Source organism: Nostoc sp. MG11 (genome assembly GCF_014904695.1).
In the GTDB taxonomy this organism is placed as follows: domain Bacteria; phylum Cyanobacteriota; class Cyanobacteriia; order Cyanobacteriales; family Nostocaceae; genus Komarekiella.
The window spans coordinates 1-26,995 of the sequence record NZ_JACXXN010000044.1; the positions used below are offsets into that span (position 1 = coordinate 1).

At 39.9% G+C, this 26,995-nt stretch carries 15 protein-coding genes and 1 pseudogene; 11 read left to right on the plus strand and 5 right to left on the minus strand.

All coding sequences use genetic code 11. The features are described 5' to 3' along the window. Positions 1-211 precede the first annotated feature (211 nt). The 7 genes from HCR01_RS31070 to HCR01_RS31095 all read left to right on the plus strand — a co-directional run bounded on the left by HCR01_RS31070 (position 212) and on the right by HCR01_RS31095 (position 4,536). Entirely contained in the window at positions 212-445 is a 234-nt protein-coding gene (locus HCR01_RS31070; RefSeq protein WP_191755702.1) for a hypothetical protein, read from the plus strand. 160 nt (positions 446-605) lie between these two features. Beyond that, entirely contained in the window at positions 606-842 is a 237-nt protein-coding gene (locus tag HCR01_RS31075; protein WP_193199855.1) for a hypothetical protein, read from the plus strand. 163 nt (positions 843-1,005) lie between these two features. Next, on the plus strand, positions 1,006-1,239 hold the full coding sequence (locus HCR01_RS31080; protein WP_193199856.1) for a hypothetical protein: 234 nt from the start codon (positions 1,006-1,008) through the stop codon (positions 1,237-1,239). 157 nt (positions 1,240-1,396) lie between these two features. Then, on the plus strand, positions 1,397-1,606 hold the full coding sequence (locus HCR01_RS39280; RefSeq protein ID WP_226889773.1) for a hypothetical protein: 210 nt from the start codon (positions 1,397-1,399) through the stop codon (positions 1,604-1,606). A 91-nt stretch (positions 1,607-1,697) separates the two neighbouring features. Next, positions 1,698-1,916, plus strand: coding sequence for a hypothetical protein (locus tag HCR01_RS31085; protein ID WP_193199857.1), 219 nt, complete (start codon positions 1,698-1,700; stop codon positions 1,914-1,916). A 178-nt stretch (positions 1,917-2,094) separates the two neighbouring features. Next, a complete protein-coding gene (locus tag HCR01_RS31090; RefSeq protein ID WP_193199858.1) occupies positions 2,095-3,270 on the plus strand; it encodes a phosphotransferase family protein in 1,176 nt (391 codons plus the stop codon). A 162-nt stretch (positions 3,271-3,432) separates the two neighbouring features. Further along, positions 3,433-4,536 carry a T3SS effector HopA1 family protein gene (locus HCR01_RS31095; protein ID WP_193199859.1) on the plus strand — a complete coding sequence of 368 codons (1,104 nt, stop codon included), beginning with the start codon at positions 3,433-3,435 and terminating at the stop codon, positions 4,534-4,536. 240 nt (positions 4,537-4,776) lie between these two features. On the opposite strand, the gene devC is transcribed toward HCR01_RS31095, so the two are convergent. From devC to HCR01_RS31120, 5 genes are all read right to left on the minus strand, one after another. Then, on the minus strand, positions 4,777-5,931 hold the full coding sequence (devC, locus tag HCR01_RS31100; protein WP_193199860.1) for an ABC transporter permease DevC: 1,155 nt from the start codon (positions 5,929-5,931) through the stop codon (positions 4,777-4,779). Continuing rightward, positions 5,928-7,277: an ABC exporter membrane fusion protein gene (locus HCR01_RS31105; RefSeq protein WP_193199861.1), complete on the minus strand. Its 1,350-nt coding sequence runs from the start codon at positions 7,275-7,277 to the stop codon at positions 5,928-5,930. Before HCR01_RS31105 ends, devC begins: the two co-directional genes overlap by 4 nt. A gap of 231 nt (positions 7,278-7,508) precedes the next feature. After that, a complete protein-coding gene (locus tag HCR01_RS31110; protein ID WP_193199862.1) occupies positions 7,509-7,994 on the minus strand; it encodes a lipocalin-like domain-containing protein in 486 nt (161 codons plus the stop codon). A 183-nt stretch (positions 7,995-8,177) separates the two neighbouring features. Further along, positions 8,178-8,567 carry a DUF2358 domain-containing protein gene (locus tag HCR01_RS31115; RefSeq protein ID WP_193199863.1) on the minus strand — a complete coding sequence of 130 codons (390 nt, stop codon included), beginning with the start codon at positions 8,565-8,567 and terminating at the stop codon, positions 8,178-8,180. A gap of 147 nt (positions 8,568-8,714) precedes the next feature. Further along, on the minus strand, positions 8,715-9,335 hold the full coding sequence (locus HCR01_RS31120) for a PEP-CTERM sorting domain-containing protein (RefSeq protein ID WP_193199864.1): 621 nt from the start codon (positions 9,333-9,335) through the stop codon (positions 8,715-8,717). A gap of 896 nt (positions 9,336-10,231) precedes the next feature. On the opposite strand from HCR01_RS31120, the pseudogene HCR01_RS40930 reads away from it, so the two are divergent. From HCR01_RS40930 to HCR01_RS31140, 4 genes and pseudogenes are all read left to right on the plus strand, one after another. Then, a pseudogene (locus HCR01_RS40930) lies at positions 10,232-16,147 on the plus strand (beta-ketoacyl synthase N-terminal-like domain-containing protein); the annotation flags it as partial. Between the two features lie 141 nt (positions 16,148-16,288). Continuing rightward, entirely contained in the window at positions 16,289-21,247 is a 4,959-nt protein-coding gene (locus tag HCR01_RS40935; RefSeq protein WP_413773987.1) for an amino acid adenylation domain-containing protein, read from the plus strand. A 217-nt stretch (positions 21,248-21,464) separates the two neighbouring features. After that, the gene (locus tag HCR01_RS31135; protein ID WP_193199867.1) at positions 21,465-25,487 is read left to right on the plus strand and encodes a type I polyketide synthase; all 4,023 of its coding nucleotides are present in this window, start codon (positions 21,465-21,467) and stop codon (positions 25,485-25,487) included. Next, positions 25,480-26,976: a flavin-containing monooxygenase gene (locus tag HCR01_RS31140; protein WP_193199868.1), complete on the plus strand. Its 1,497-nt coding sequence runs from the start codon at positions 25,480-25,482 to the stop codon at positions 26,974-26,976. The genes HCR01_RS31135 and HCR01_RS31140 overlap by 8 nt, the downstream gene beginning before the upstream one ends. Positions 26,977-26,995: the final 19 nt, after the last annotated feature.

Below are 26,995 nucleotides of genomic sequence, written 5' to 3' on the forward strand. Positions count from 1 at the left end.
ACCTACCTAGCTAAGTCATTCAGCTCCAACGATTACTCCGCTTACTAATAGCTTAGTACTAAAACTACAAAGCTATTTGGCTCTCCTGGGATAAAAAAGAAAAGCAATCTCTGAGATAAATATGAGATTTCTCGATTACCAAATACCCAGGAGAACCAAACAAATTAAGCAATTTACAGATGATTTGCAACAAACACTTTAGGAGTTAATTATGGCAACTATTACTCTTTCTGAACTGCGTAATGCTGGTTCTCAACTATTCCAAGATTCTGAAAGCTTTCTCAATGACCTCAGCGATGTAGATGCAATCTCTGGTGGTTACGACAACTTCAGCGGCTTTCACGGATTTGACAAACTGATTGAAGGCTACGTAAATGTATATGCCATCGGTCATGTTACCTACCTAGCTAAGTCATTCAGCTCCAACGATTACTCCGCTTACTAATAGCTTTGTAGTTAGACTACTGAGCTAATAGCTCTCCTGGCGTAAATGAGAAAAGTAATCTTTGAGATAAACATGAGATTTCTCGATTACCAAACACCCAGGAGAAGCTATCAAATAAACACTCTCAAGATATTTGCAACAATAATTTTAGGAGAAAATCATGGCAAACATCACTCTTTCTGAACTACGTAATGCTGGTTCTCAACTGTTCCAAGATTCTGAAAGTTTTCTCAATGACCTCAGCGATGTAGATGCAATCTCTGGTGGTTATGATTCTGGCTTTAGCGACTTTCATGGATTTGACAAGCTAATTGAAGGATATGTCAATATCTATGCAATTGGTCATGTTACCTACTTAGCTAAGTCATTTAGCTCTAACGACTACTCCGCTTACTAATAGCTTAGTACTAAAACTACAAAGCTATTTGGCTCTCCTGGGATAAAAAGGAAAAGTAATCTCTAAGATAAACATGAGATTTCCCGATTACCAAACACCCAGGAGAAGCTATCAAATTAAACAATCTCAAGATAATTTGCAACAATAATTTTAGGAGAAGATCATGGCAAACATCACTCTTTCTGAACTACGTAATTCTGGTTCTCAACTGTTCCAAGATTCTGAAAGTTTTCTCAATGACCTCAGCGATGTAGATGCAATCTCTGGTGGTTATGATAATTTCAGTAAATTTTATGGATTTGAAAAGGTAATTGAAGGCTATGTCAATGTATATGCCATTGGTCATGTTACCTACCTAGCTAAGTCATTCAGCTCTAACGACGCTAGCGCTTACTAATAGCTTTGTAGTTAATTACTGAGCTATTTAGCTCTCCTGGGATAAATGGAAAAGCAATCTCTGAGATAAATATGAGTTTGAATTACCAAATACTCAGGAGAAGCAAATAAATCAAGCAATGTAGGAGTAAATTATGGCAACTATTCTTCTTTCATAACTGGGTAATGTTGGCTCACAACTATTCCAAGATTCTGAAAGCTTTCTCGCTGACATGAGTGATTTAGATTCTATCTCTGGTAGTTATGATTCGGGCTTTAGCAACTATTCAGGATATACGAAGCTGATTGAGGGATATGTCATTACATACGCTATTGATCAGATTGTTTACTTAGCCAAGTCATTCAGTTCACACGACTCAAATTACTAATAGCTTTGTAGTTTAATACTAATAACTAATTTACAGCTTTATCTGGATTACATTGAGCAATTGTTTAATTGTTGCTTCAAAGATGAAGTAAATGGCGAAAATCGAAATCTCTGACCTGCATACCGCTGATTTAGAAACCTTCCTGACTAATCTTAATGATGTGGATTCTATATATGGTGGTGAAGAATATGCTTTTGCTCAGACTTTTAACTTTGGCATGAAGATACTGGAAGCTGCGATCGCAATATTTGCTATCTCCAGTATTACATGGATTGCACAGTCATTCAACGCTGAAAAATTCATGCCTTAAAACCAACTCTCTTTGCCTGATGATTGTCGTTACAACCTGACACAATGAGCGATAAGAGGTTATATATGATTGCTTTTTGGACATCTTTATGGTGGATATATAGTTTTTTAGTCTACCAAAACCAACTTTTAACTAAGCAAGAAGTTTTAGTTGTTAACGTTGAAAATTATCTAAGAATATGCCACCATTTATATTGAGTTCTCAAAATGTTGTAGACTACCTGATTTCCCAAGGTTTGTGTACTCAAGAGCAGTTTTTGAACAACATTGAGCCAAAACCTGCTAAAAACTTTAACTTGTTACTCAGCTTACCAGATGATCGCAAACTCCTTGTTAAACAAGAGCGTTATAACAGAGAAGGCAAAACTGCTGGTGAGTTTTTAAAGGAATGGCGAGTTCACGAGCTATTACAAAAATTTCCCGAACTAAGCCAAATTTACCCATGTTTTTCGGAAGCGGTACATTTTGACGCTATACATTCAATTCTTGTTTTCAATTATCTAAATGATTATCGTGATCTAACAGATTTTTACATCAAGGAAAATTACTTTCCCAGTGAGATCGCAACGGTAATTGGAACTACTTTGGCATCAATTCATCGCCTAACTATTGACCATCCAGATTATCAAAAGTTTCTCCAAGATGGTGAGGATACAAGTCAACAAACTCCTAATCTGGCTCGTGGTTTAGATAGAATCACTCCAGCTGTGTTTGGTATGGTTCCTAGTCATGGTCTAAAATTCTTTGCGCTTTATCAACGTTATGACAGCCTCGGAAAAGCGATCGCAGATTTAAGTAATGCTTTCAACCCTTGTTGTCTAACCCATAATGACCTAAAGCTGAACAATATTCTTTTATCCTTAAATTGGGAAGAAGCAGTTTTCCAAGAATCGCCTACAACTGACAGTATCATTCGATTGATTGACTGGGAACGCGGTGCTTGGGGAGATCCAGCTAATGACTTAGGAACACTAGTCGCCAGCTACCTGCAAATCTGGTTGTACAGCTTGGTTACTAGTAACACGATCGCGATCGAAGACTCTTTACGTCTAGCTACAACCCCTTTACAACTTCTCCAGCCTTCAATTGCAGCGCTAGCTACTGCTTATTTGGCTGACTTCCCCGAAATCTTAGAACGTCGTCCTGATTTCTTACCGCGAGTCATGCAATTTTGCGGTTTAGCTTTGATTAGAGCTATTCAAGCACAACTCCAGCACGAAAAAACCTTTGGTAATGTGGGTGTCTGTATGCTCCAAGTTGCCAAGAGTTTGTTGTGTCGTCCAGAAGCATCAATTCCGACGATTTTCGGTATGGAAGCACGCTACCTCGCTCCCACAAGCTTATCCCCCGTTTAAAAGCAGATGTGGACTGGGAAAAGGTGAGCCAGCGCTGTGAGTCCAGTGCGTAAGAAGTAAATTTCAGCCTTCCCCCTTCCCCCTTTCCCTTTTCCCTTTTCCCTTATCCCCTTATCCCCAGAGGGGGCCCCACCTTCCCCAAACTTACAGGTAAAAGTATATATGCAACTATTAGATTCGCTGGAAAGTCAACTGCAAGATGTTCCAGAGTCGTTGCAGACATCACTGGCAGACATCGTTCATCAAGTTCAGATTGAGTCTCACTATTCTATTCGACACCCAGACTACCAACCTTTGGAATTGCCAGAGTCAGCAGTTTCTCGTTTTCAGCAATTGCCTTTGGATCTCCAGAATAAATATTTAAGTCTGCAATTGCGTAGTTTTCTTTACGGTATTTATTACAACGGCTCTTTAAAACGTGATCTCGGCTCTAATGCAGAGGTAACGAATTTAGCATTGAACCAGAATCTCGAAAATAACACTTTGTTGGGTGTAGATTTAGCGTTTTATGATCGCCTGCACGAAAACAACAGGAGTGAAGGCTATTGGGGTTATGATTGGCTGGTGGTCGAAGAAGCAACAGATGACACTTTGGTAGTACAAAAGAATGGTTTGACGCTGCACATTGAGCGCCAACTCCATTTACAACCACAAGACCAAGCTGTCACTGTTGGGAAGTCGGTGGCGATCAAAATGCCCAAGAATGTCGTGCAAAATGGATTTTATATGGCAGTAGCTAACGCCGCAGCTACCCCAAATTATCAAAATATCGTGCGTGTCTACTTCAACTTAACTCCAGAAGGAGCAGTTGCAGTTATGGACAGTTTGACAACCCAACTTAACGCTTTGGGGATTTCTTTCTCATTTAAAGTGCTATATAATCCTTCAGATTATCAGCGTTATGACTCAGGTGTGCTGTACTTTGGTAAAGGCAACTATAAACTTGTTCACAAAGTATTAGAAAGGGTGTATGCAGAACACCAATCCCATTTTGATGAGCCAGTACCTTTGTTTACCAAGTTGCTAGCACCAGGGTTAGCGATCGCAGAAGAACCAAATCAAAAATTTGGTGATCAAGAAAGTTTTGGTACTAACCGCTGTCAAGTTATTGCCAATGGTTTGCTTGATGCTTGGCAACAAGGGAATAATACACCAGCCGGTCGGATGGCATCAATTTTGCAACATTTCTCCTTACGTGATATTGAATTGCAACGTCCTTACCTCAATGCCAACTCAGATGATATTTACACTTCTTTGAATTTATAAAATGGAGAGTTAGGAGAGTTAGGAGTCTTCTGACTTCTGACTCTACCTAAGCTCGACTTTATCCAAAATTAAGAACTCGGTTTTTTTATCCGGCAAAAACCCTTGCTTTTTAGCAAATATTTTTTCCACGCTACAGGTTATCCATAAAGTTAAAAAAATAAAACTGTCCTTCCCCAGAGGTTTCAGCTTAAGCGTTCACGTTTCAAAAAAAATGGATAAAGTCGAGCTAAGTTCTTACTTCTAGAAAAGTTCAGCAGGATCAGTAGCTCTAAGTTTTCGCATGGCAATTACCCCTGAAATAAAACACATAAGCACAGTAAGCAAGAATACAGATGCTCCTCGATCTAATGTAATATATAAAGGTAAATTAGTGGCACTTCGGGTTAAAGCATAGAGTCCAAAAGAGATACAAAATCCGGGAATGTAGCCTAAAACAGCTAGAATTAGAGCTTCTTGAAAAACAACTTTAATTAGATAGATATCGGGGTATCCTATAGCTTTAAGCATAGCGTAATCAGCCGTATGCTCGGCTACATCTGAAGAGAGAATTTGATAGACAATTACTAAACCGACAACAAATCCAATCCCAGTTCCTAAACTAAAGATAAAGCCAATTGGGGTATTGTTAGCCCAATAAGTTTCCTCAAACTTAGCAAACTCATCGAAATTTAAAACTTTAACATCATTGGGTAGGTGGGTACGTAATGCTGTTGCAATTTGCTGAGGGTCATTTCCAGGCTTAAGCTTAATTAAGCCAGCACTGATCTCGGAGAAGCGACGGTGGGGTAAAATGCGGAGAAAATTTAAATCACTTGTAATCACATTGCCGTCAGCGGCAAAGGAAGCGCCAGACAAAAATAAGCCAGCTACCTGAATCTTACGGTCTTGGATCTCAGTGGAGACGACTTTATCTTGTTGTAAAGCAGTGATGGTTGTAGTGTAGTTTCCACGCGACCCCCAATCGAACAGTAAAGTATCTGGCAACTTCAACTTATCCAAATTCTGATTGACACCTGCAATATCGAACACGGACTTATTCGGATTAAAACCGATAAGCAAGATAGAAGTCTTAAGGTGAGTTTGGGGATTTTTCCAATCTACAAAATCGGTGTAAAGTGGCTCGGCCGATGCTACTTCCCCGAAGCTCATAGCTTGGTACAAACGGCGGCGAGGAATACTAGTCATTTCGGAAATATTTCGAGCATGAGGGCTAATTAAAACGATGTCAGCTCGTAAACTTCTATGCAACCTCGTATTGCTATCATACAAAGCTCTTTGGAAGCCTAGTTGCATGAACATTAACATATCAGCAAAAGCAATCCCTGCCATCGCTACTAGCAAGCGGCTTCTTTTGCGGCTCATCTGTAGCCAAGCTAGTGGAGTTCTCCATTTCATGTTGAGGTTTTATCCTTGAGTGCAATTTGAACTGTAACCTCTAGATTGGTTAAGTTAGCGGCTTTGCGGCTGCTATTAGGATCTAAACGAATTTTAACTTCTACTACTCTGGCATCAATCGCTGCGGTAGGGTCAGTATCAAGCACATCCTTCTTACGAATTTGTAAGCCAATCTCATCAACGACTCCCTTAGCTTCTCCTGCAAAAGCACTGCTAGTTACTACAGCCTTCTGTCCCAAGCGCAAATTCTTGACATCACTTTCATATATTTCAGCAATTGCATACATCTGGTCAGTTTGTCCGACTTCTACAATTCCATCACTGCCGACGCTCTCACCTGGTCTAGTATGAATTTGCAGCACTTGTCCATTAATGGGTGTGCGAATGTAAGCCAGATTGAACAAAGCTTGCGCTTCCTCAGTTTCGGCGCTCGCACCCTCAAGTTCGGATTGAGCTACCATGATGTCTGTAGGGCGAATTTCAGCAATACTTTCTAGCGTAGCCTTGGTTTCTGCTTGTTGAGCTTGCAGGGTGTTTCGTGTCCGCTGCAAATTAGCTTGGGCTTCCTTGATCTGGGCACGACTGCTATCTAGTATCTGTTGTAAAGTAGCTTTGCTTTCATTGACACTTTTGGAAGCTGTCTCTGCCGCTAAACACTTGCTATCACGTTCAGAGGTAGCGATCGCCCCCGATTGAAATAGCGTTTGATAACGCCTGCACTCTGTTTCAGCATTACGCCACTGAGCTATTAAACGTTTAAGTGCCGCTTCTTGAGTCTCTTTTTCTCCTTGGAAATCAGCCTCTAACCGTTGAATTGTTGCTTTCTGTAAAGTAATCTGACCTTGTAATTCAGCTTTTAAATTTATAATCCTAGCTTTTTGAGCATCAATGTTTCCTATTTTTGCGCCTGCTTGGACTTGGGCTAGTTTAGCTTTGGCTAGCTGGGCTTTTTTCTTGAACTTTTTAAGAGCAGCCTGAAGGCTATCATGACTGTCCAAAATTGCAATCACTTGTTCACGCTTGACCCACTCTCCTTCTTTTACCAAAAGTTTAGCAACACGAGTTCCACCCTTTCCATCTGAAAATGCTGTTGGAGCAGATAATTTTATCACTTCTCCACTGGGTTCCAAACGACCCAAGGCTGTAATTAATGTAGGCTTTAAGAGTGCGACCGAGGTAGAACCTTTTGAGGCTTGCATGGTAGAACGCTTGCTAAATAAGCTGTAGAAAACAACTACAACACTCACAAGTGCGACGATGACAAAAGTAGCAATCGTCCAACGATTAAAACCTCTTTGACCTTTAAGGTGTTTATCAACCTCTGGTGTAGATTTTTTAATCTGCATATAAATCAATCCTTTGATACATCCTGGGGTTATTATTTGGCTGAATCTAACATCCTCAATCCAAAATTATCAAATCCCCGGATTTATCCGTAACAAATAAAAACTGACTAAACCTTCTGCTTATATACCCAGGATTTTTGATAATTTCCAAACCTCATGTCTATTTTATTAGGATTTTAATTATTATTTTTGCATAAAAAATACACAATAACCATCATTTACAAGTAGTTCTTACACGCGTTGCCAAGTCAGATGAAAAGATACGTTTCCAGCAAGAGGTGAAATTAGTACAAGCTTATCTCCAGAGAATTCAACAGTTCGTTCTAAGTCTGTACCAGTCCAATCTGGAACTAAACTAACTTCAACGTGGTGAATAACTCTGTTATCTATAATTTCATATTTACCGCTATAAGAAATGTAGTTTCTTGCTGCTTGAAAATATCTCAAAATTGCTTTTATATATTTTAATATATCTACTATTAACTGCGGTTTTAATGCCACATTTCTAAATTCTTGCATTTCTGCTATCGACATTTCAAGATTAAGGCGATCGCTCGTCATAATTGAGGCACACATATACCCATCCTGGGTATAGATGATATAGCCAACAGGACTTTTGCCAAATGGATAATCAATTTTTTCTGAATCTATAGACTTAAAATCAATTAACTTCCAAGTTCCTACTAAATCATTTTCTGAAACTACACTTTGTATCATTATTTATCAATCCTGATGATTTATACTTTATTACTGACCTCACTTTTGGCACATAATTAAATGCAGATGCCTGAGATCTACACAAACAATATTTTGCTATTGACGTAGATAGTCAAATAAACAGCGCTCACTGCTACAAAGAAAGACTTGTAGGCTTTAATCGCAACTGACACAATTGTGGAGCTATATTAACTGGAAAAGCTGTTTCAAAACATCAAAGGCGGGTATATCCCAATAATCAATATGCTTAACAATTAGCCCATCATCATTCAGTTCTGCTTCACTCCGCCCTGGTATATTAACCCGAGGTTGCCACGGGAAGGGGGCAGTCCAACTGAGCATCCATTGAGTTTTGATTGTGTTTCCAGACTGAGTAAGTTCAAGGAGATTGAGTTTTACATCAATCAGACCAGCGGTGATCAAATCAATCATTTGCTTATACATTTCAACGCCCTGAAACTTATTAAAAGGATCTTCAAAATAGAAATCCTCTGTGTATATGCTATAGTTCTGGTCGTTGGGAAATTTTTCGTAATCTTGTTTGAGAATGGAAACAGTATCTAATTGTTGCATCTTTTAACCTATGACTTGAAAGCTAAGCATTGCACATCTGCAAAATGAAACTAGATGTTTTATATCCTGGTATCTCTTTTTTAGATAGTTTCTATTGCTCCTTGAAACTTAACTATGTAACTTCCAAGGAGCAATAGCTATTACCAGCTATTCAGAGATTTTTCTAAAGTACTTGCGCTTCATTTTCAAACCTGCACCAAAAAGACCAGCTGTCATAACTCCTAAAATGGAAGCAGGCTCAGGTACAGGTGTAAATTTTACTGAAAAAACTTCACTAACATTTCCTGTAGGCACAATATTGCTTAACTCTGCTCCTCCTAAATTCACAGCATACTCTAGCGGACTGCCAGCAGATGATGTATTGCCACCCCAACTGATGACTGAGGTTACTTTATTATCAGCAGAGTTACCCACCCATGTTCCACTGTTATCATTCGGAATGATACCACTTAGGATTTTATCCACAGGAACACTAAAAGAAGATCCTGTAAAATCGACTAATTCCACGGGACGGGGAGAGAATGGGACATCTGAAGAATTTACTTTAACTGAATTTAGAGTCAATTTGACTAAATCAGCATTAGTATAATTGCTGTCTGATTGCCAGTCGTCTCGCAGTTCTATAAAACCGTCAAACTCTACAGCAGAGTTTAAAAGAGCTTTCAAGGTGAGACTTACCGCATGAGCTGGCTTAGCTTGTACTACAGCGCAACTAATAGCAGCTGTACAAATAGCTACACTGCAAACTTTTTTCAGAAGTGAGATCATTAAGCTTTTACTCCTTAAGTTGAGAAAATTGCACAGTTACTTGCCATGTATATTACATCAGATTGTGTAATAAGTGAGTTTAAAAAAAAGAGCAAATTGGGTTAAGAAAGAGCTGTATTGCCAAAAAAAACAAGCGAAGCTTAAGCACAAGCGATTCAATAACTTTATCAACGAACTGCGAACAAACGATTTTTTACAAAGCTGTCAAATTTCAGTACAGTGGTTTTATTTGCTTCAGTAATGTAAAAAATAATACTACTGTCTTAAGAGTAGTTAGTGAAGTAAAAAAAAACTAAAAAGCCTACTAATAAAGTGTGGATTCAAAGCCGATTATTGCAAAAAATCTTTTGAAATAAAGTAACAATTTCGTAAACTAAATTACTTGTTTGTCTTCAGTATTTTTATAAGTTTAGTAGTTTTAATTAATACGCAAAAATATCTTAACTATTTTTGGAAAGCAAAATTTTACAGGCAAAGTTTTTAATTTAGCGAGTTTGTTGCTTGACCTTTGGCGTTTAACCAGGGTAATCTAAATTTCAGGTACGATTTATAAAGTTAAGTATTAAAAAATAAGGTAATTAAGTGTCAACCTTGCTACTACTGTGTAAATCCTAGCTGACCAGATAGAAAAAGCGTTCTATAGTACTGAATCTTGATAGAGTTTCCATAGATAATCATAGGTGTCATTCTATTTTAAATAATTTGGTTTTAGTATCTTGTTGTGTCGGTAAAACGAGTGATTTAACCATTAACAATGTGATGACAATTAGTTAAAATATTTTTGGGAAGACGCTGACAAGATATTGCTATTAAGGATTGAATCCTAGCCAAAAACTATATCAACAGTCACTAACCTCACGACATTACTGAGGTAAAAGATGGTAAATAAAACACACATGGAAAGCAAAAATAATTTTCGCTCATTGGAAAGATGGAAAAATGAAATTGCTATTGTTGGGATGGCTTGTCGTTTTCCTGGAGCTAATGACTACAATCAGTTTTGGCAAAATCTAGAGCATGGAGTAAATAGCGTAACTGAAATTCCTGCTGAGAGATGGCAACTGAGTAATTTTTATTCTCCACTGCTTCAACAACCTAATAAAAGTATTAGTAAATGGGGTGGATTTGTTCAAGAAGTAGATCAGTTTGATGCTTCATTTTTTGGCATTTCTCCTCGTGAAGCTATCCGAATAGACCCTCAGCAAAGGTTGATGCTTGAGTTGAGTTGGTTGTGTTTGGAAGATGCTGGATATTCACCACTGGAATTATCAGGCAGTTCTATAGGTGTTTTTATCGGGGCTTGTAGTTATGACTCAATTTTGACATTGAATGAAGAAGAGATTGATGTACATAGTGGAACAGGCAGCTGGACTACTATGATTCCAAATCGGATTTCCGCTTATTTTAATTTTTCTGGGCCAAGTCTTCCTGTTGATACAGCTTGCTCAAGTTCTTTAGTCGCTATTCATCAAGCTATTAATGCTTTGAAAGAACAGGAATGTGACCAAGCACTAGTGGGTGGAATTAGTGTGTTGTTGTCGCCAACAACATACATCCAAATGAGTCAGCAGAATATGTTATCTCCAAGAGGAAAATGTAGAACTTTCGACAGTGGAGCCGATGGTTATGTGCGTGGAGAAGGGGCAGGGGTAATTTTATTAAAACCCTTAGAAAAAGCTATTCAAGATAAAGATTATATCCATGGTGTAATCAAAGGCAGTGCTGTTAATCATGGTGGGAAAGCAAGAACGTTAACATCTCCCAATATTTATGCTCAAGCCAAAGTAATTCGTGCTGCTCATCAAAAAGCTGACATTGCTCCTAATACTATTTCTTACATAGAAACTCACGGAACTGGTACTCCTTTAGGAGATCCCATTGAAATCAACGGTCTTAAAAGAGCTTTCAGGCAAAAGGAAGCACAAGGAGAGTATGAACTAACCCAATCTAAACACTCTTATTGTGGTCTAGGAACAGTAAAAACGAATGTAGGACATTTGGAAGGTGCTGCGGGAATTGCTGGGGTAATAAAAGTTCTGTTAGCAATGAAACATAGAAAATTACCCAAGCTACTTAACTTTGAACAATTGAATCCGCATATTAAGTTAGAGGGTAGTCCATTCTATATTGTCTTAGAAAATCAGAACTGGGAGCAAATTAAAACACAAAAAGGTGAAACAATACCACGGCGCAGTGGGGTAAGCGCTTTTGGTATTGGTGGTACCAACGCTCATATAGTGTTGGAAGAAGCACCCTCTCAATTGCAGAATAAAAATGTTATCAAAAATGAAGACTATATAGAACGGTCATTACAGATACTAACTCTATCAGCCAAAACAGAAACAGCACTGCAAGAGTTAGTCACAAACTACCACAAATATCTTCTAAGCGACACACAAACAGAACTAACAGATATCTGTTACACAGCGAACACAGGACGTGCTCACTTCAATCATCGATTGGCATTCATCGCCGCGAATAAACAAGAATTAGCAGAAAAACTACATCAATACCAAAGCAAAGAACAACTAACAGGGATAACATCAGGAAAAATCTCCAGCAGTACCAGTTGCAGAAAAATAGCATTTTTGTTTACAGGTCAAGGTTCGCAATATGTGAACATGGGAAGACAACTGTATCAAACCCAAGCAGTATTTCGTGCTGCGGTAGACCAATGTGAGCAAATCCTGGGTAGTCAACTAGAATATCCTCTACTAGAAATACTCTATCCATCCACAACTGAGGCAGAAAGTTTATCGCGGCTGAATCAAACAGCCTACACTCAAATAGCACTGTTTGCGGTAGAGTATGCCCTAGCGCAATTGTGGCAATCATGGGGAATCAAACCAGATGTCGTAGTCGGTCACAGCGTAGGTGAATACGTAGCCGCAACCATAGCTGGAATCATCAGTTTAGAAGATGGTCTGAAACTGATTGTAGCTAGAGGCTCATTGATGCAACAGTTGAGTGGCGAAGGCGAAATGGTAGCAGTGATGGCATCAGCACAGCAAGTAGAATCACTGCTGAGTGAGTATGCACAGACGGTTTCCCTGGCAGCGATAAACGCACCACAAAACGTAGTCATTTCCGGGGAAAAGACCGCAATCGCAGCGATTTGTCAACAGTTGTAATCTCAAGGCATCAAAACAAAACGCTTGCAAGTATCCCATGCGTTTCATTCCCCATTGATGACACCGATGTTAGCAGAATTTGAAGTTATTGCTAATCAAATCACCTATCATCAGCCGCAAATTCCGCTAATATCCAACCTGACTGGAGAGATTGCACCCTCTCAAATCACAACGGCGCAATATTGGCTAGACCATGTACGCCAGCCAGTAATGTTCGCTCAGAGTATGCAGACTTTATCGGCTCAAGGTTATGAGGTGTTTTTAGAAGTTGGGCCACAACCGCATTTGTTGGGTATGGGACGGCAGTGTTTGCCGCAACAGGTGGGTGTGTGGTTAGCTTCCATGCGTACTGGTGTTTCTGAGTGGCAACAGATGCTTTCGAGTTTGGCACAGTTATATGTGCAGGGTGTGGCTGTTGACTGGTCAGGATTTGAGCGCGATTATCAGCGCCACAAGGTCGTTTTGCCTACTTATCCTTTCCAACGCCAGCGCTATTGGATTGAAATTAAAAATAGAAGATCTAAAGAACAATGCCTATTAAGGGGAATAGTTCTCCACCCCTTGCTGGGTCAAAAACTTTACTTAGCAGGTTTAGATAAACAATATCGTTTTGAATCTTTCCTCGCTGAAGATGAGCCAGCTTACCTCAGCCATCATAAAGTATTTGACAAAGCTCTGTTCCCGACAACTGCATACTTAGAAATGGCTCTAGCTGCGGGGATGAATCGACTTGGTACTTCTCATCTGGTGGTAGAAGATTTAGTAATTGGACGAGGATTGATTTTACCAACAGGGGAAATCAAAACAGTCCAGACAATTCTTACTTTACTAGAAAAAGAAAACTACCAATTCCAAATATTCACTCAACAGCAACAGGAAAACCAAGACGAAGTTCCTTGGATACTTCATGCCCAAGGAAAAATCCGACCTGACAAAGCAAACAAACCTTTTGCAACTGAAGACCTGGAAAAATACAAAGTAGAGTGTACTCGGTCTGTAGAAGTTAAACAACATTATCAACAAAGCCGACAACGAGGCATTGACTACGGAGTTAGTTTCCAAGGAATCGAACAGTTGTGGTCGGGTTCAAATCAGGCATTGGGTAAGATTAAGTTGCCTTTTGAACTGTTAGAAGAAGCCTCAGACTACCAGTTACATCCAGCTTTACTAGATGCTGCTTTGCAGGTCATCAATCATGCACTGCCAGAAATAGACAGCAATCAAACTTATTTACCAGTCAGAATCGACCAGTTTAGAGTGTATTGTCGTCCTAAACTGAATTTGTGGGCGATCGCATCAGTAACTGCACCTCAGGTCAAAAATGGAGACAGTTTAACTACGCAAGTGACTTTGGTAAATGATGAAGGAGAAATCATTGCCACAGTCACAGGCTTACAAGTTAAACGAGCTACTCCTCAAACCTTGCTCCAAACTGAACCTGAATCCATCACTAATTGGCTGTACGAAGTAGAATGGAAAGCCAAACCCCGTTTTGGTCGTCTGCTACCTCCTGATTATTTGCTTAGCCCTACAAAAATAGAGCAAAAATTGAGTCGCTCCTCAACAGAATTAGTAGCACCAGCAGACTTAAACAGTTACAAAGAAATCGCAACTCAGTTAGAAGAATTGAGTGCCGAATATATAATTCAGGCATTTTTGCAATTAGGCTGGCAATTCCCGCTAGGAGCAGTCTTCTCCACAGATTTTGCAGTTACAAGCTTAGGCATAATTCCCAGCCATCAAAGATTGTGCCATCGGATGCTCCAGATACTAGCAGAAGTGGGGATTGTACAGGCAAATCAGCAGCAGTGGCAAGTTTTAGAAACCTTAGAAGCAGTTAACCCAGAATCGAAAACCCAGACCTTACTCAGTCAATATCCAAATGCGATCGCAGAGTTGACTTTACTGCATCATTGTGCATCTCAACTCGCTGGGGTTTTACAAGGAGTTATCGACCCAGTACAACTAGTATTCCCTGAAGGAGATTTAACAACTGCAACTCAACTTTATCAAGAATCCCCGGTAGCTAAAGTGATGAACACTCTAGTGCAAAAAGTCATTACTCAAGCCAGTGAAAATTTACCACAACACCGAGGGATACGGTTGTTAGAAATTGGTGCGGGTACTGGAGGCACCACCAGCTATATTCTGCCTCATCTAAATCCCAGCCAAACGGAATATGTGTTTACAGATATTGGGGTGTTATTCACTACCAAAGCCCAAGAAAAATTCTCAGACTATCCGTTTGTCAGCTATCAAGCCCTAGATATAGAAGCAGACCCCACAACCCAAGGATTGAAATCACATCAATACGATGTGATTATTGCTGCCAACGTGCTTCATGCCACAGCTAATCTAACTCAAACCATGACCCATGTGCGGCAATTATTAGCACCAGGGGGATTATTGCTGTTGGTGGAAGGAACAATCCGTCAACGATGGTTAGATTTAATTTTTGGGTTGTTAGAAGGTTGGTGGAAATTTAGCGACTGGGAATTACGACCAGACTATCCTCTACTGAGTAGAACTAAGTGGCAGCAATTGCTAAATCAAACTGGTTTTACACAAATGGTCGCTTTACCAGAGCTTGATGGATTGGGAGAAGCTTTATCTCAACAAGCAGTAATTGTTGCTCAAGCGAATGCAAATCAGATAAAGTTATCATTATCTTTGGACACAAATTGGTTAATTTTGGCAGATGAACAGGGAATTGCCCAAACATTAGCCACTCAATTGCGTTCTGTGGGGGCTGTGTGTACATTAATATTTGTTGGGAAGAAATATCAACAACTCTCACCAACAGAATTTACGCTCAACCCAGAACATCCAGAAGAATTTCAACAACTGATAGCGCAAATCACAACCCACTCGCCGAATTTATACGGTGTAGTTCAATGTTGGACTCTAGAAGCAGGAATTGGTTCAACAATCAGTGGTCAAGAGTTGCAGAGCTTAACAAAACTAGGGTGTGGCACCACATTATCTCTAGTACAAGCTTTAGTCAAAGGAAAATTATCCCAATCACCACGTTTATGGTTAGTTACCCAAGGAGCGCAACCAGTCCCAGATAGTATTCCTGTAGTATCTGGGGTAGCACAATCTTCATTATGGGGGATGGGGAAAGTCATCGACTTAGAACACCCAGAACTCAAATGTGTACGGATTGATTTAGACCCGAACCAGACTGTAGAGAAAAAAGGCTTAGCACTGTGGTCAGAAATTTGGTCAGAAGATAAAGAAGACCAAGTAGCTCTGCGAGAGGATTGGCGTTATGTAGCACGTTTAGTTAGTAGTCGTCTCCGACAACAGACTCTTGACCAACAACAGCAAATACCCACAGAGCCATTCCGGCTGACCACATCAGAAAGAGGTACTTTAGACAACCTAATTCTCCAATCAACAACTAGACACTCTCCAAAACCCGATGAAGTGGAAATTCGGGTCAGAGCAACAGGACTCAATTTCCTTGATGTAGTAGCCGCATTAGGCTTGATTCCCAAGCAAGTAGATGGAGTATCTCAACAGCACCTGTTAGAGATGGATAGTTTCGGTAGGGAATGTGCTGGGGAAATCGTAGCTGTGGGAGAAAGAGTTACCAGGTTGAAAGTGGGAGACTCTGTAATTGCTATGGCTGCTGGTAGTTTTAGCCAATATGTCATCGTCAATGCCCAGTTTGTAACTCTCAAACCAGACAATCTCAGCTTTGAGGAAGCCGCATCAATTCCGGTTAATTTCTTAACTGCCTATTACGCTCTACACCATGTAGCGCAGATTTCTGCTAGCGATCGCATTTTAATCCATGCGGCCGCTGGCGGAACAGGAATGGCAGCAGTTCAAATAGCCAAGCTTGCTGGGGCCGAAGTGTTTGCTACCGCTAGTCCACCCAAATGGGAAGCCCTACGAAAAATGGGTGTCAAACACATTATGAATTCCCGGAACGTGGATTTTGCTGAGCAAGTGATGGCAATTACTCATGGTGAAGGTGTGAATGTTGTATTCAACTCTTTGACATCAGGGAACTTTATCACCAAGAGTCTATCAGTAGTTAGCTCCCAAGGTCGGTTTGTGGAAATTGGCAAGCGAGGAGTTTGGGACTCCAGCCAAGTAGCACAAGTGAGACCGGATGTGTCTTACTGGGTGGTTGATTTAGTAAGAGAATCTCAACAGCAACCAGAGTTAATTCAGTCAATGTTGCAAGAGTTGCTCGGTAAGTTCTCTCAAAATTTACTACAACCAACGTCATTAAAGATTTTTGCGATCGCAGATGTCATCAATGCCTTCCGTTACATGCAACAAGCCAAACACATTGGCAAAATTGTAGTCACTCAAACAGCACAAACAACTCATACCGTAACGTCAACGCCTTTGAAGTTCCGAGAAGATGGGACTTACTTAATTACAGGCGGACTAGGAGGTTTGGGACTATTGGTGGCACGCTGGATGGTAGAACAGGGAGCTAAGCATTTAGTTTTAGTCAGCCGCCGTCCGCCTGATGATGCTGCTGCAAGTAAATTAGCTGAGTTAAAAGCAGCCGGAACCCAAGTCATAGTAGAAACAGCCGATGTATCGGAATATGCAGCAATGGCTAGGGTGTTAGATAACATCAACCAGTCAACTCCCCCACTAGCAGGGATAATTCACTCAGTTGGCGTATTATCAGATGGGGTGCTGCAAAACCAGAGTTGGTCTAGTTTTGAGCAAGTGATGGCTCCAAAAGTCCAGGGAGCTTGGCATTTACATCAATTGACCCAAAACCAGCCATTAGACTTTTTTGTACTGTTTTCTTCGGCAGCATCTTTGTTGGGTTCCCCTGGTCAAGGAAACCATTCGGCAGCTAATGCTTTTCTCGATGCTTTAGCCCATTATCGCAGAGCAATGGGACTATCTGGTTTGAGTATTCATTGGGGTGCGGTTGCTCAAATTGGAGAAGCAGCCGAGCGAGGTGCAGATATTAGAGCGCAACAGAGTGGCATGGGTGCCATCGCTCCCGACCAGGTAATCAAAGCTTTGGAACTCATCATGAGTAATACTGCTGTAGAAGTTGGGGTAGTACCTATTGATTGGTCAGCATGGCAAGACAAAGTTGCAAAATGGCCATTCTTAGCAGACTGGGAAAATGTAACTTCGACAATGGTTACTCAAAACGACCAACTTTTAGAAAAACTCAAGCGCATTAAAGGTAATGAACGAGAAAACATCCTCAGAACTCACCTCCAAAACGAAATTGCTCAAGTCTTAGGCATGAAAACTGCTGACATCGATGCTAAACAACCTCTCAACTTAATGGGAATCGACTCTTTAATGGCTGTGGAATTACGCAACCGCATTAAAACCAAATTAGAGGTAGACGTTCCGATTACGAAATTTATCGAAGGCGACAGCATTGTTAGTCTTTCCGCAGACATTAGCCAACAACTTAGTCAAAGCAATCAAACTCCATCAGAAACATCTCTACCAACTATTGTCACTAACCCTGACCAACGTTATCAACCTTTTCCTCTCAATGAAATTCAGCAAGCCTATTGGTTAGGGCGTCAACAAATCTTCGACTTGGGTAATATTGCCACCCATCTTTACATAGAAGTAGACTGTGAAAACTTAAATCTAGAGCGCCTCAACCAAGCTTGGCAGAAATTAATTGCACACCACGATATGCTGCGGATGGTAGTAGTTGCGGACGCTCAACAACAAGTTCTTCAGCAAGTACCTACCTACGAAATTAAAGTTTTGGATTTGGCTCAAGAGCCTCTTCAAACGATTACTTCCGAACTCGCAGTAATTCGTGAGCAAATGTCTCACGAGATTTTACCAGCGAACCAGTGGCCTTTGTTTAACATCCAAGCTACTTGTTTAAATCAACAAATCCGGTTACATATCAGCCTTGATTTATTAATAGCTGATGCCTGGAGTATCTATCTGATATTCACTCAATGGATGCAGTTGTATGAAGCTCCTGAAAGTTCACTTCCAGCCTTAGAATTATCATTCCGAGACTATGTACTAGGGGAATTAGCCCTCAAAGATAGCCCACAATATCACCGTTGTCAGAAATATTGGTTCGACCGTCTTGATAGCTTACCACCTGCCCCAGAAATTCCTCTCAGTCAACCGATTTCTGCAATTACCCAACCTCGGTTCCAGCGTCGCAGTGCTAAATTGTCTCCAATTCATTGGCAGCAATTACAGCAAAAAGCTCGTAAGGCGAATTTAACTCCTTCTGGGTTGTTGTTAACTGCTTTTGCTGACATCTTAAATCTTTGGAGTAAATCTCCTAAATTTACCATCAATCTCACCCTATTTAACCGCCTTCCCATACATCCTCAAGTTAACCAGCTAGTGGGAGATTTTACCTCTTTAATTTTGCTAGAGGTGGATAACTCGGTCGCAACGTCATTTATGAATCGCGCTCAAAACCTGCAAAAGCAACTTTGGCAAGATTTAGAGCATAACTATGTCAGCGCAGTAGAAGTTCAGCGAGAACTCCGTCGTCGCGGCCGTAGCCAACCAATGGGAGTAGTATTTACCAGCACTTTAGGGTTAGGTTCTTTGGCTAGTGAAGATTTAGGAGAAGGATTTGGCCTCAAGCAATTAGGAGAGATGGTTTATAGTGTTGCTCAAACTCCTCAAGTTTGGCTTGACCATCAAGTATTAGAGGAGAAAGGAGCATTAGTGCTGAATTGGGATGCAGTTGCAGATTTGTTTCCTGAAGATCTTCTCGATCAAATGTTTGCAGCTTACTGTAATTGGCTCAGACGACTAGCAACATCTGACGAACCTTGGAGTAAGACTCATCACCAACTGTTATCACCAGAGCAACTAACCTTACAAACACAAATAAATCAGACAACTTCTTCATTGTCTGAGGACACATTGCATAGTTTGTTTATCAAGCAGGTACAAGCTCAAAGTGAATCACCTGCTATTATTACGACAAACAAAGTCTTAAGCTACCAGGAACTATACAGGCGATCGCATCACTTAGGGTATGAATTACGGCGATCGGGAGTTAAACCCAACACTCTAGTAGCTGTAGTTATGAAAAAAGGGTGGGAACAAGTAGTAGCAGTCCTCGGAATCTTAATGTCTGGTGGTGCTTACTTACCTATTGACCCAGAACTACCCCAAGAACGCCAGTGGTATCTACTTGCACAAGCAGAAGTCAAACAAGTTTTAACCCAAAGTCATTTACAAGAATCTCTGTGCTGGCCAGAAGGAATTGCTTGTTGGTCTGTAGATACTCAAGAGATAGCAGCATTAAATCTACCTATTTTAGAACCAGTACAAACTCCAGAAGATTTAGCTTATGTGATTTACACTTCTGGCTCTACGGGTTTACCTAAAGGAGTGATGATTGACCATCGAGGAGCAGTCAATACAATCCTCGACATCAACCAACGCTTTAAAGTAAAACCATCTGACCGAATCCTGGCTCTATCAGCTTTGAATTTTGACCTGTCAGTATACGATATCTTCGGCATATTAGCAGCTGGGGGAACTATAGTCATGCCAGCACCAACAGGAACCAAAGATCCGAGTCACTGGATAGAATTAATCACAATTCACCAAGTTACCATTTGGAATTCTGTGCCAGCTTTAATGCAAATGTTGGTGGAATATCTTTCAGGAAAATCACAAGAACCAACTAATGATTTGCGACTGGCTTTGCTAAGTGGAGATTGGTTGCCAATTAACTTACCTGAAAAAATCCGGTCTCTGTGGTTTGATGCTCAAGTAATCAGTTTAGGAGGAGCCACAGAAGCATCAATCTGGTCTATCAGCCATAACATTGACCAGGTTAATTCTGATTGGAAAAGTATTCCCTACGGTAAACCTTTAATTAATCAATGTTTTTATGTGTTGAATGAGTTAATGGATGTCAGACCAATTTGGGTACCAGGGCAACTTTATATTGGCGGTGTGGGATTGGCTCTGGGTTACTGGAAAAATGAGCAAAAAACACAAGCAAGTTTTATTACCCATCCAGTGACTCAAGAGCGCTTGTACAAAACTGGGGATTTAGGACGATATTTACCTGATGGCAACATTGAGTTTCTGGGTCGAGAAGACTTTCAGGTAAAAATCAATGGCTACCGTGTGGAATTAGGAGAAATTGAAGCAGCATTACAACAAATTCCAGGCATCAAAGAAGCAGTAGTCAGTGCAATGGGAGACTCACAACAAAATAAACGTTTAGTAGCCTATATCTTACTAAATTCTTCCTTACTTGCTGAAGCCGACCAACAAAATGGGGTTACTCAGCTTTCTCAGGAATCAAATTCTATTACTAAGCATTTGCGTCAACATCTGAAAGAAAAACTTCCTGAGTATATGGTTCCTGCTGATTACGTTGTTATTGAGGTCTGGCCACTAACTGCTAATGGTAAAGTAGACCGTCAACGATTGCCCAAGCCAGAAGAAAGCACTCGCTCTAACCTTGAATATGTAGCACCTCAAACTGAAACTGAACAAAAAATGGCTGCTGTTTTGCGAGAAGTACTTCGCATAGAAACAGTCGGAATTCACGACAATTTCTATGAGATCGGAGGTAACTCATTACTCTTAATCCGAGTGCATAATAAATTGCAAGAAATATTTGACATTGAACTAAAAGTAGTTGACCTTTTTACCTACCCGACTGTATACTCCTTGAGTCAATATATTGCTGGCAATGAAGATAATTCCGCTGAAATCGGCAAAAGCATTGCTAGTAATCGGTTGCAAAAACGTACTTCTGTCAAAGAAAAGGGAAATATTCGGAAAACACTCCGTAATCAGAAATAAGTTGAAAGAGGAGTACACCAATTTAAGGTGTAATACCAATTCACTTTAGGAATTTCCAAAAAATAAATTATCGAGTAGGGTGCGTTATGGCGCTAAGCCTAACGCATCGCATACGGATAATAGGTACATGGGTAACACACTCTACAACCTACGAACAATCGCTTGAGTAAATATAAAAAATATACATTTTAATAGATATTTTTAAGGAGAAAAGTTTATGTATCAACTAGAAGAAGAATTTTTTGATGAAAATCAAGATATCGCAATAATTGCTATGTCTGGACGTTTTCCAGGCTCAAATAATATTGAGCAATTTTGGCAGAATATTCGAGATGGTGTAGAGTCGATTCGCTTTTTTTCAGAGGAAGAATTATTAGCTGCTGGTGTCAAGCCTGAACGATTGAATAACCCTAATTACGTAAGAGCTAGTGGAACTCCATCAGATATTGATATGTTCGATGCTAGTTTCTTTGGTTGTAGTCCTAAAGATGCTATAGAAATAGATCCGCAACAACGGTTGTTTTTAGAATGCGCTTGGGAAGTAATAGAAAGGGGTGGTTACAATCCAAATGTCTATGAAGGTTCAATCGGGGTTTACGCAGGTTGCAGTATTAATAGTTATTTAATCAACAACCTGGATTCCGAATCTGACCTTGGTTTACAGGTATATCTTAAGGGAGGTGACAAAGATTATTTAGCAACGCGTGTTGCTTACCATCTAAATTTAACTGGGCCTGCTGTTAGCGTTCAAACTGCTTGTTCAACCTCATTGGTAGCAGTTCACATTGCCTGCCAAAGTCTGCTTAATGGAGAGTGTGACATGGCGCTAGCAGGTGGAGTTTCTATTTTTGTTTCTCAAGAACCTGGGTATTTGTATCAAGATGGGTTGGTTGCTTCACCAGATGGGCACTGTAGAGCTTTTGATGCCAAAGCTAACGGAACAGTGCCAAGTAACGGCATTGGGATTGTACTCCTGAAGGGACTCAAGGATGCAATTGCTGATGGTGATTATATCTATGCAGTGATTAAGGGTTCAGCTATTAACAACGATGGTTCTTTAAAAGTGGGCTACACTGCTCCTAGTGTAGAAGGTCAAGCAGCAGTGATTGCACAAGCTCACGCTGTCGCTGGAGTAGACCCAGAGACAATTACATATGTAGAGGCTCATGGTACGGGGACACAACTAGGAGATCCTATTGAAATTGCAGGTTTGACCAAGGCTTTTCAACAGAGTACACACAAGCAAGGCTATTGTGCGATCGGTTCAGTAAAAACTAATATAGGGCATTTGGTTACAGCAGCAGGAGTAGCAGGACTGATTAAAGCTGTGTTGGCTCTCCAGCACAAGTTATTACCTCCTAGTTTAAATTTTCAAAAACCCAATCATAAAATTGATTTTGCCAATAGTCCTTTTTACGTCAACACAACTCTTACTGAATGGAAAACCAACGGTACTCCCCGTCGAGCAGGAGTTAGTTCTTTTGGTGTAGGGGGAACTAATGCACATCTGGTACTCCAAGAAGCACCAAAACAAGTTAAGAGTAAAAACTTATATGAACGGTCATTACAGATACTAACTCTATCAGCCAAAACAGAAACAGCACTGCAAGAGTTAGTCACAAACTACCACAAATATCTTCTAAGCGACACACAAACAGAACTAACAGATATCTGTTACACAGCGAACACAGGACGTGCTCACTTCAATCATCGATTGGCATTCATCGCCGCGAATAAACAAGAATTAGCAGAAAAACTACATCAATACCAAAGCAAAGAACAACTAACAGGGATAACATCAGGAAAAATCTCCAGCAGTACCAGTTGCAGAAAAATAGCATTTTTGTTTACAGGTCAAGGTTCGCAATATGTGAACATGGGAAGACAACTGTATCAAACCCAAGCAGTATTTCGTGCTGCGGTAGACCAATGTGAGCAAATCCTGGGTAGTCAACTAGAATATCCTCTACTAGAAATACTCTATCCATCCACAACTGAGGCAGAAAGTTTATCGCGGCTGAATCAAACAGCCTACACTCAAATAGCACTGTTTGCGGTAGAGTATGCCCTAGCGCAATTGTGGCAATCATGGGGAATCAAACCAGATGTCGTAGTCGGTCACAGCGTAGGTGAATACGTAGCCGCAACCATAGCTGGAATCATCAGTTTAGAAGATGGTCTGAAACTGATTGTAGCTAGAGGCTCATTGATGCAACAGTTGAGTGGCGAAGGCGAAATGGTAGCAGTGATGGCATCAGCACAGCAAGTAGAATCACTGCTGAGTGAGTATGCACAGACGGTTTCCCTGGCAGCGATAAACGCACCACAAAACGTAGTCATTTCCGGGGAAAAGACCGCAATCGCAGCGATTTGTCAACAGTTGTCATCTCAAGGCATCAAAACAAAACGCTTGCAAGTATCCCATGCGTTTCATTCCCCATTGATGACACCGATGTTAGCAGAATTTGAAGTTATTGCTAATCAAATCACCTATCATCAGCCGCAAATTCCGCTAATATCCAACCTGACTGGAGAGATTGCACCCTCTCAAATCACAACGGCGCAATATTGGCTAGACCATGTACGCCAGCCAGTAATGTTCGCTCAGAGTATGCAGACTTTATCGGCTCAAGGTTATGAGGTGTTTTTAGAAGTTGGGCCACAACCGCATTTGTTGGGTATGGGACGGCAGTGTTTGCCGCAACAGGTGGGTGTGTGGTTAGCTTCCATGCGTACTGGTGTTTCTGAGTGGCAACAGATGCTTTCGAGTTTGGCACAGTTATATGTGCAGGGTGTGGCTGTTGACTGGTCAGGATTTGAGCGCGATTATCAGCGCCACAAGGTCGTTTTGCCTACTTATCCTTTCCAACGCCAGCGCTATTGGATTGAAATGAGTAATGGACGTTATCAAGATAAGTCTATTACATCAGAGAATGATAGTTCTCTTATCGTTAATCTCATTAAGCAAGGAGAGATAAAAGCATTAACTCAACAACTCCAAACAGTAGGAAATCTCTCCCAAAGTGAAGTTGCTCTGCTGCCTAAACTACTAAAGTTGATGGTTCAACAGCATCAACAACATCAACAACAACTAACAAAAGTTAGCATTGGAGAAATTCCTTTGCTGCAACAAAAATCTGTAAAAAAACTTGAATTGCTCCAGGAACTACAAGCAGTTCCTACGATAAAATATAAACAAATTTTAATAGAATACCTGGAAAAGCAGATACGCAAAATATTACAAATTAATGCGTCTCACCCTATCGACACACAACAATCTATCCTAGAATTAGGTTTTGATTCTTTAAGTGTCATTGAACTAAAAATTCAATTGGAAGCTCAATTAAAAGTAACTATACCTGCTAGCGAAATTATCCAAGGGCCCAGTATTATCGAACTAGCAGAACAGCTTACTGAACAACTAATTCAAGATAGTTCTGTCTCAAATAGGGTATCTTCCCAAGATGAAATTACAGAGTTAGCGGATCAAAAAGCAAGTTGGATTGCATACCATAAACCTAAGCCCAATAGTTACCTACGTCTATTTTGCTTTCATCCCTGGGGGTCAAGTGCTTCAATATTCAAAAACTGGTCTGATGAATTGCCACCACATATAGAAGTTTTACCAATTCAACTTCCAGGTAGGCAACAGCGCTTAAAGGAAAAACCTTTTACAGAATTTGTGACTTTGATTCAATTTTTAGGAGACTTTATTCATCCTTATCTTGATAAGCCTTTTGCTTTTTACGGTCATAGTATGGGTGCTTTAATTGCTTTTGAGCTTGCCTATATTGTAAAGCAAAAATATAATATTAACCCACAATACTTGTTTTTGGGTGGCGCTCAAACACCATCTGATGTTTCTTTTTTAAATAGAATTGAAAGTCTCTCACAGAATCAAACTTTGAATTATCTTCTGGATATTTCAGAAATTCCAGAGGCCATTTATAATGACAAATCACTTTTTGAGGAGTTTATGGAGATTTTTAAAGCAGATCTGCAACTACTACAAAGTTATTGCCATAAGGAGCAAGAGCCACTCGATTGCCCAATTTATACTTTTGGTGGTGTAGATGATACTTCGATTAGTGAAAAGCAACTTTCATTATGGTATCGCTACACTCAAAATACCTTTAAGCTGCAAATGCTTCCTGGTAAACATATGTTTTTGAATAATAGTCAAAAACTTATTTTAGATATAATTTATCAGGAGATATTAAAGCTTAATAGTAATGAATAACCAAATTTTTAGTAACACTAAGCAAAAATTAGAGATTGCTATTATTGGTGCTGGTATCTCTGGTTTATGTATGGCAATTAATCTAAAGAAAATTGGTATTAGCTCATTTAAGATATTTGAGAAAGCGGACAGTTTAGGTGGCACATGGCGAGATAATACCTATCCCGGTGCTGGTTGTGATGTTCCATCTTTCCTGTATTCATTTTCTTTTGAACCTAAATATAACTGGACACTAAGCTATCCAAAACAACCGGAAATACTTCAATACTTAGAATACTGTGCCGACAAATACGGTATTAAGCAACATATTCAATTTAATACTGAAATTATTACAGCGATTTTTGAACATGAACAAGGTCTTTGGAGTATTCATACCCGTACCAACGAAAAGTTACAAGCTGATATTTTAATCAGTGGTTGTGGGCAATTAAATCGTCCTAAAATACCCAATACACCTGGAATTAACACATTTAAAGGAACTCAGTTCCATTCGGCTCAGTGGAATCATCAGTATAATTTAAGTGATAAAACAGTGGCAGTAATAGGCACTGGTGCAAGCGCCATTCAGTTTATTCCACTGATTGCTAAGGAAGTGAAGAAGTTATTCATTTTTCAAAGTAGTGCTAACTGGATTTTAAATAAGCAGGATTATAAATTCAATCAATTTCAACATTGGATATTTAAAACATTTCCATTCACGGTTAATTTATATCGATTATGGATTTACCTAACTTTAGAGTTTTTACTGGTTAATGGCGTTCTTCAAAAAGACGGCATTCTGGGAAAAATTTTTACTGCTTACCTTAGTCATCAGAGACATCAAAAAGTAAAAAAGGCAGCGCTTCAATCAGTCCTAGAGCCAAATTTCCCGGTTGGTTGTAAACGAGTTTTGCTATCAAATGATTATTATGAAACGCTTCAGCAACCCAATGTTGAAGTTATTACTAACCGTATTAAAGCCATATCCACTAATAGTGTATTGACGCAAGATGACCAGGAATATCCAATAGATACTCTTATTTTTGCTACGGGGTTTCATGCTACTAATTTTTTGTCACCTATAAAAATCATTGGTTTGAATAACGAATTATTAGAGGATAAATGGAAAGACGGGGCTGAAGCATATAAAGGTATTATGATATCAGGATTTCCTAATTTATTTTTGCTTTATGGCCCAAATACTAATACATCGAATTCAATTATCTTTATGGTTGAATGCCAGGTTCGTTACATTATTTCTTGCATTCGGCTAATTCAAAGAAAATCGCTCCAATATTTGGATGTTAAGCCTAATAAACAATCTTTATTTAACCAAAAATTACAGGCTGATGCTGCTAAAACTGTTTGGAGTAGTAATTGTGCTAATTGGTATAAAACGGATAAAGGTAAAATTGTTAACAATTGGCCTCAATCAACGTTATGTTATTTACTAACAACTTTTCGAGCTAATTTAAAAGATTTTGACTGCTTTGATCAAGATAAGAACTAAGCTAAAATATGAGAGATTA

Bases quoted from the DNA above. Each gene is read 5' to 3' on its own strand.
- HCR01_RS31095 (WP_193199859.1), top strand. From the start codon at position 3,433: ATGCAACTATTAGATTCGCTGGAAAGTCAACTGCAAGATGTTCCAGAG.
- HCR01_RS31110 (WP_193199862.1), bottom strand. From the start codon at position 7,994: ATGATACAAAGTGTAGTTTCAGAAAATGATTTAGTAGGAACTTGGAAG.
- HCR01_RS31105 (WP_193199861.1), bottom strand. From the start codon at position 7,277: ATGCAGATTAAAAAATCTACACCAGAGGTTGATAAACACCTTAAAGGT.
- HCR01_RS31075 (WP_193199855.1), top strand. From the start codon at position 606: ATGGCAAACATCACTCTTTCTGAACTACGTAATGCTGGTTCTCAACTG.
- HCR01_RS31115 (WP_193199863.1), bottom strand. From the start codon at position 8,567: ATGCAACAATTAGATACTGTTTCCATTCTCAAACAAGATTACGAAAAA.
- HCR01_RS31070 (WP_191755702.1), top strand. From the start codon at position 212: ATGGCAACTATTACTCTTTCTGAACTGCGTAATGCTGGTTCTCAACTA.
- HCR01_RS31085 (WP_193199857.1), top strand. From the start codon at position 1,698: ATGGCGAAAATCGAAATCTCTGACCTGCATACCGCTGATTTAGAAACC.
- HCR01_RS31120 (WP_193199864.1), bottom strand. From the start codon at position 9,335: ATGATCTCACTTCTGAAAAAAGTTTGCAGTGTAGCTATTTGTACAGCT.
- HCR01_RS40935 (WP_413773987.1), top strand. From the start codon at position 16,289: ATGGCAGCAGTTCAAATAGCCAAGCTTGCTGGGGCCGAAGTGTTTGCT.
- HCR01_RS31135 (WP_193199867.1), top strand. From the start codon at position 21,465: ATGTATCAACTAGAAGAAGAATTTTTTGATGAAAATCAAGATATCGCA.
- devC (WP_193199860.1), bottom strand. From the start codon at position 5,931: ATGAAATGGAGAACTCCACTAGCTTGGCTACAGATGAGCCGCAAAAGA.
- HCR01_RS31080 (WP_193199856.1), top strand. From the start codon at position 1,006: ATGGCAAACATCACTCTTTCTGAACTACGTAATTCTGGTTCTCAACTG.
- HCR01_RS31090 (WP_193199858.1), top strand. From the start codon at position 2,095: ATGCCACCATTTATATTGAGTTCTCAAAATGTTGTAGACTACCTGATT.
- HCR01_RS31140 (WP_193199868.1), top strand. From the start codon at position 25,480: ATGAATAACCAAATTTTTAGTAACACTAAGCAAAAATTAGAGATTGCT.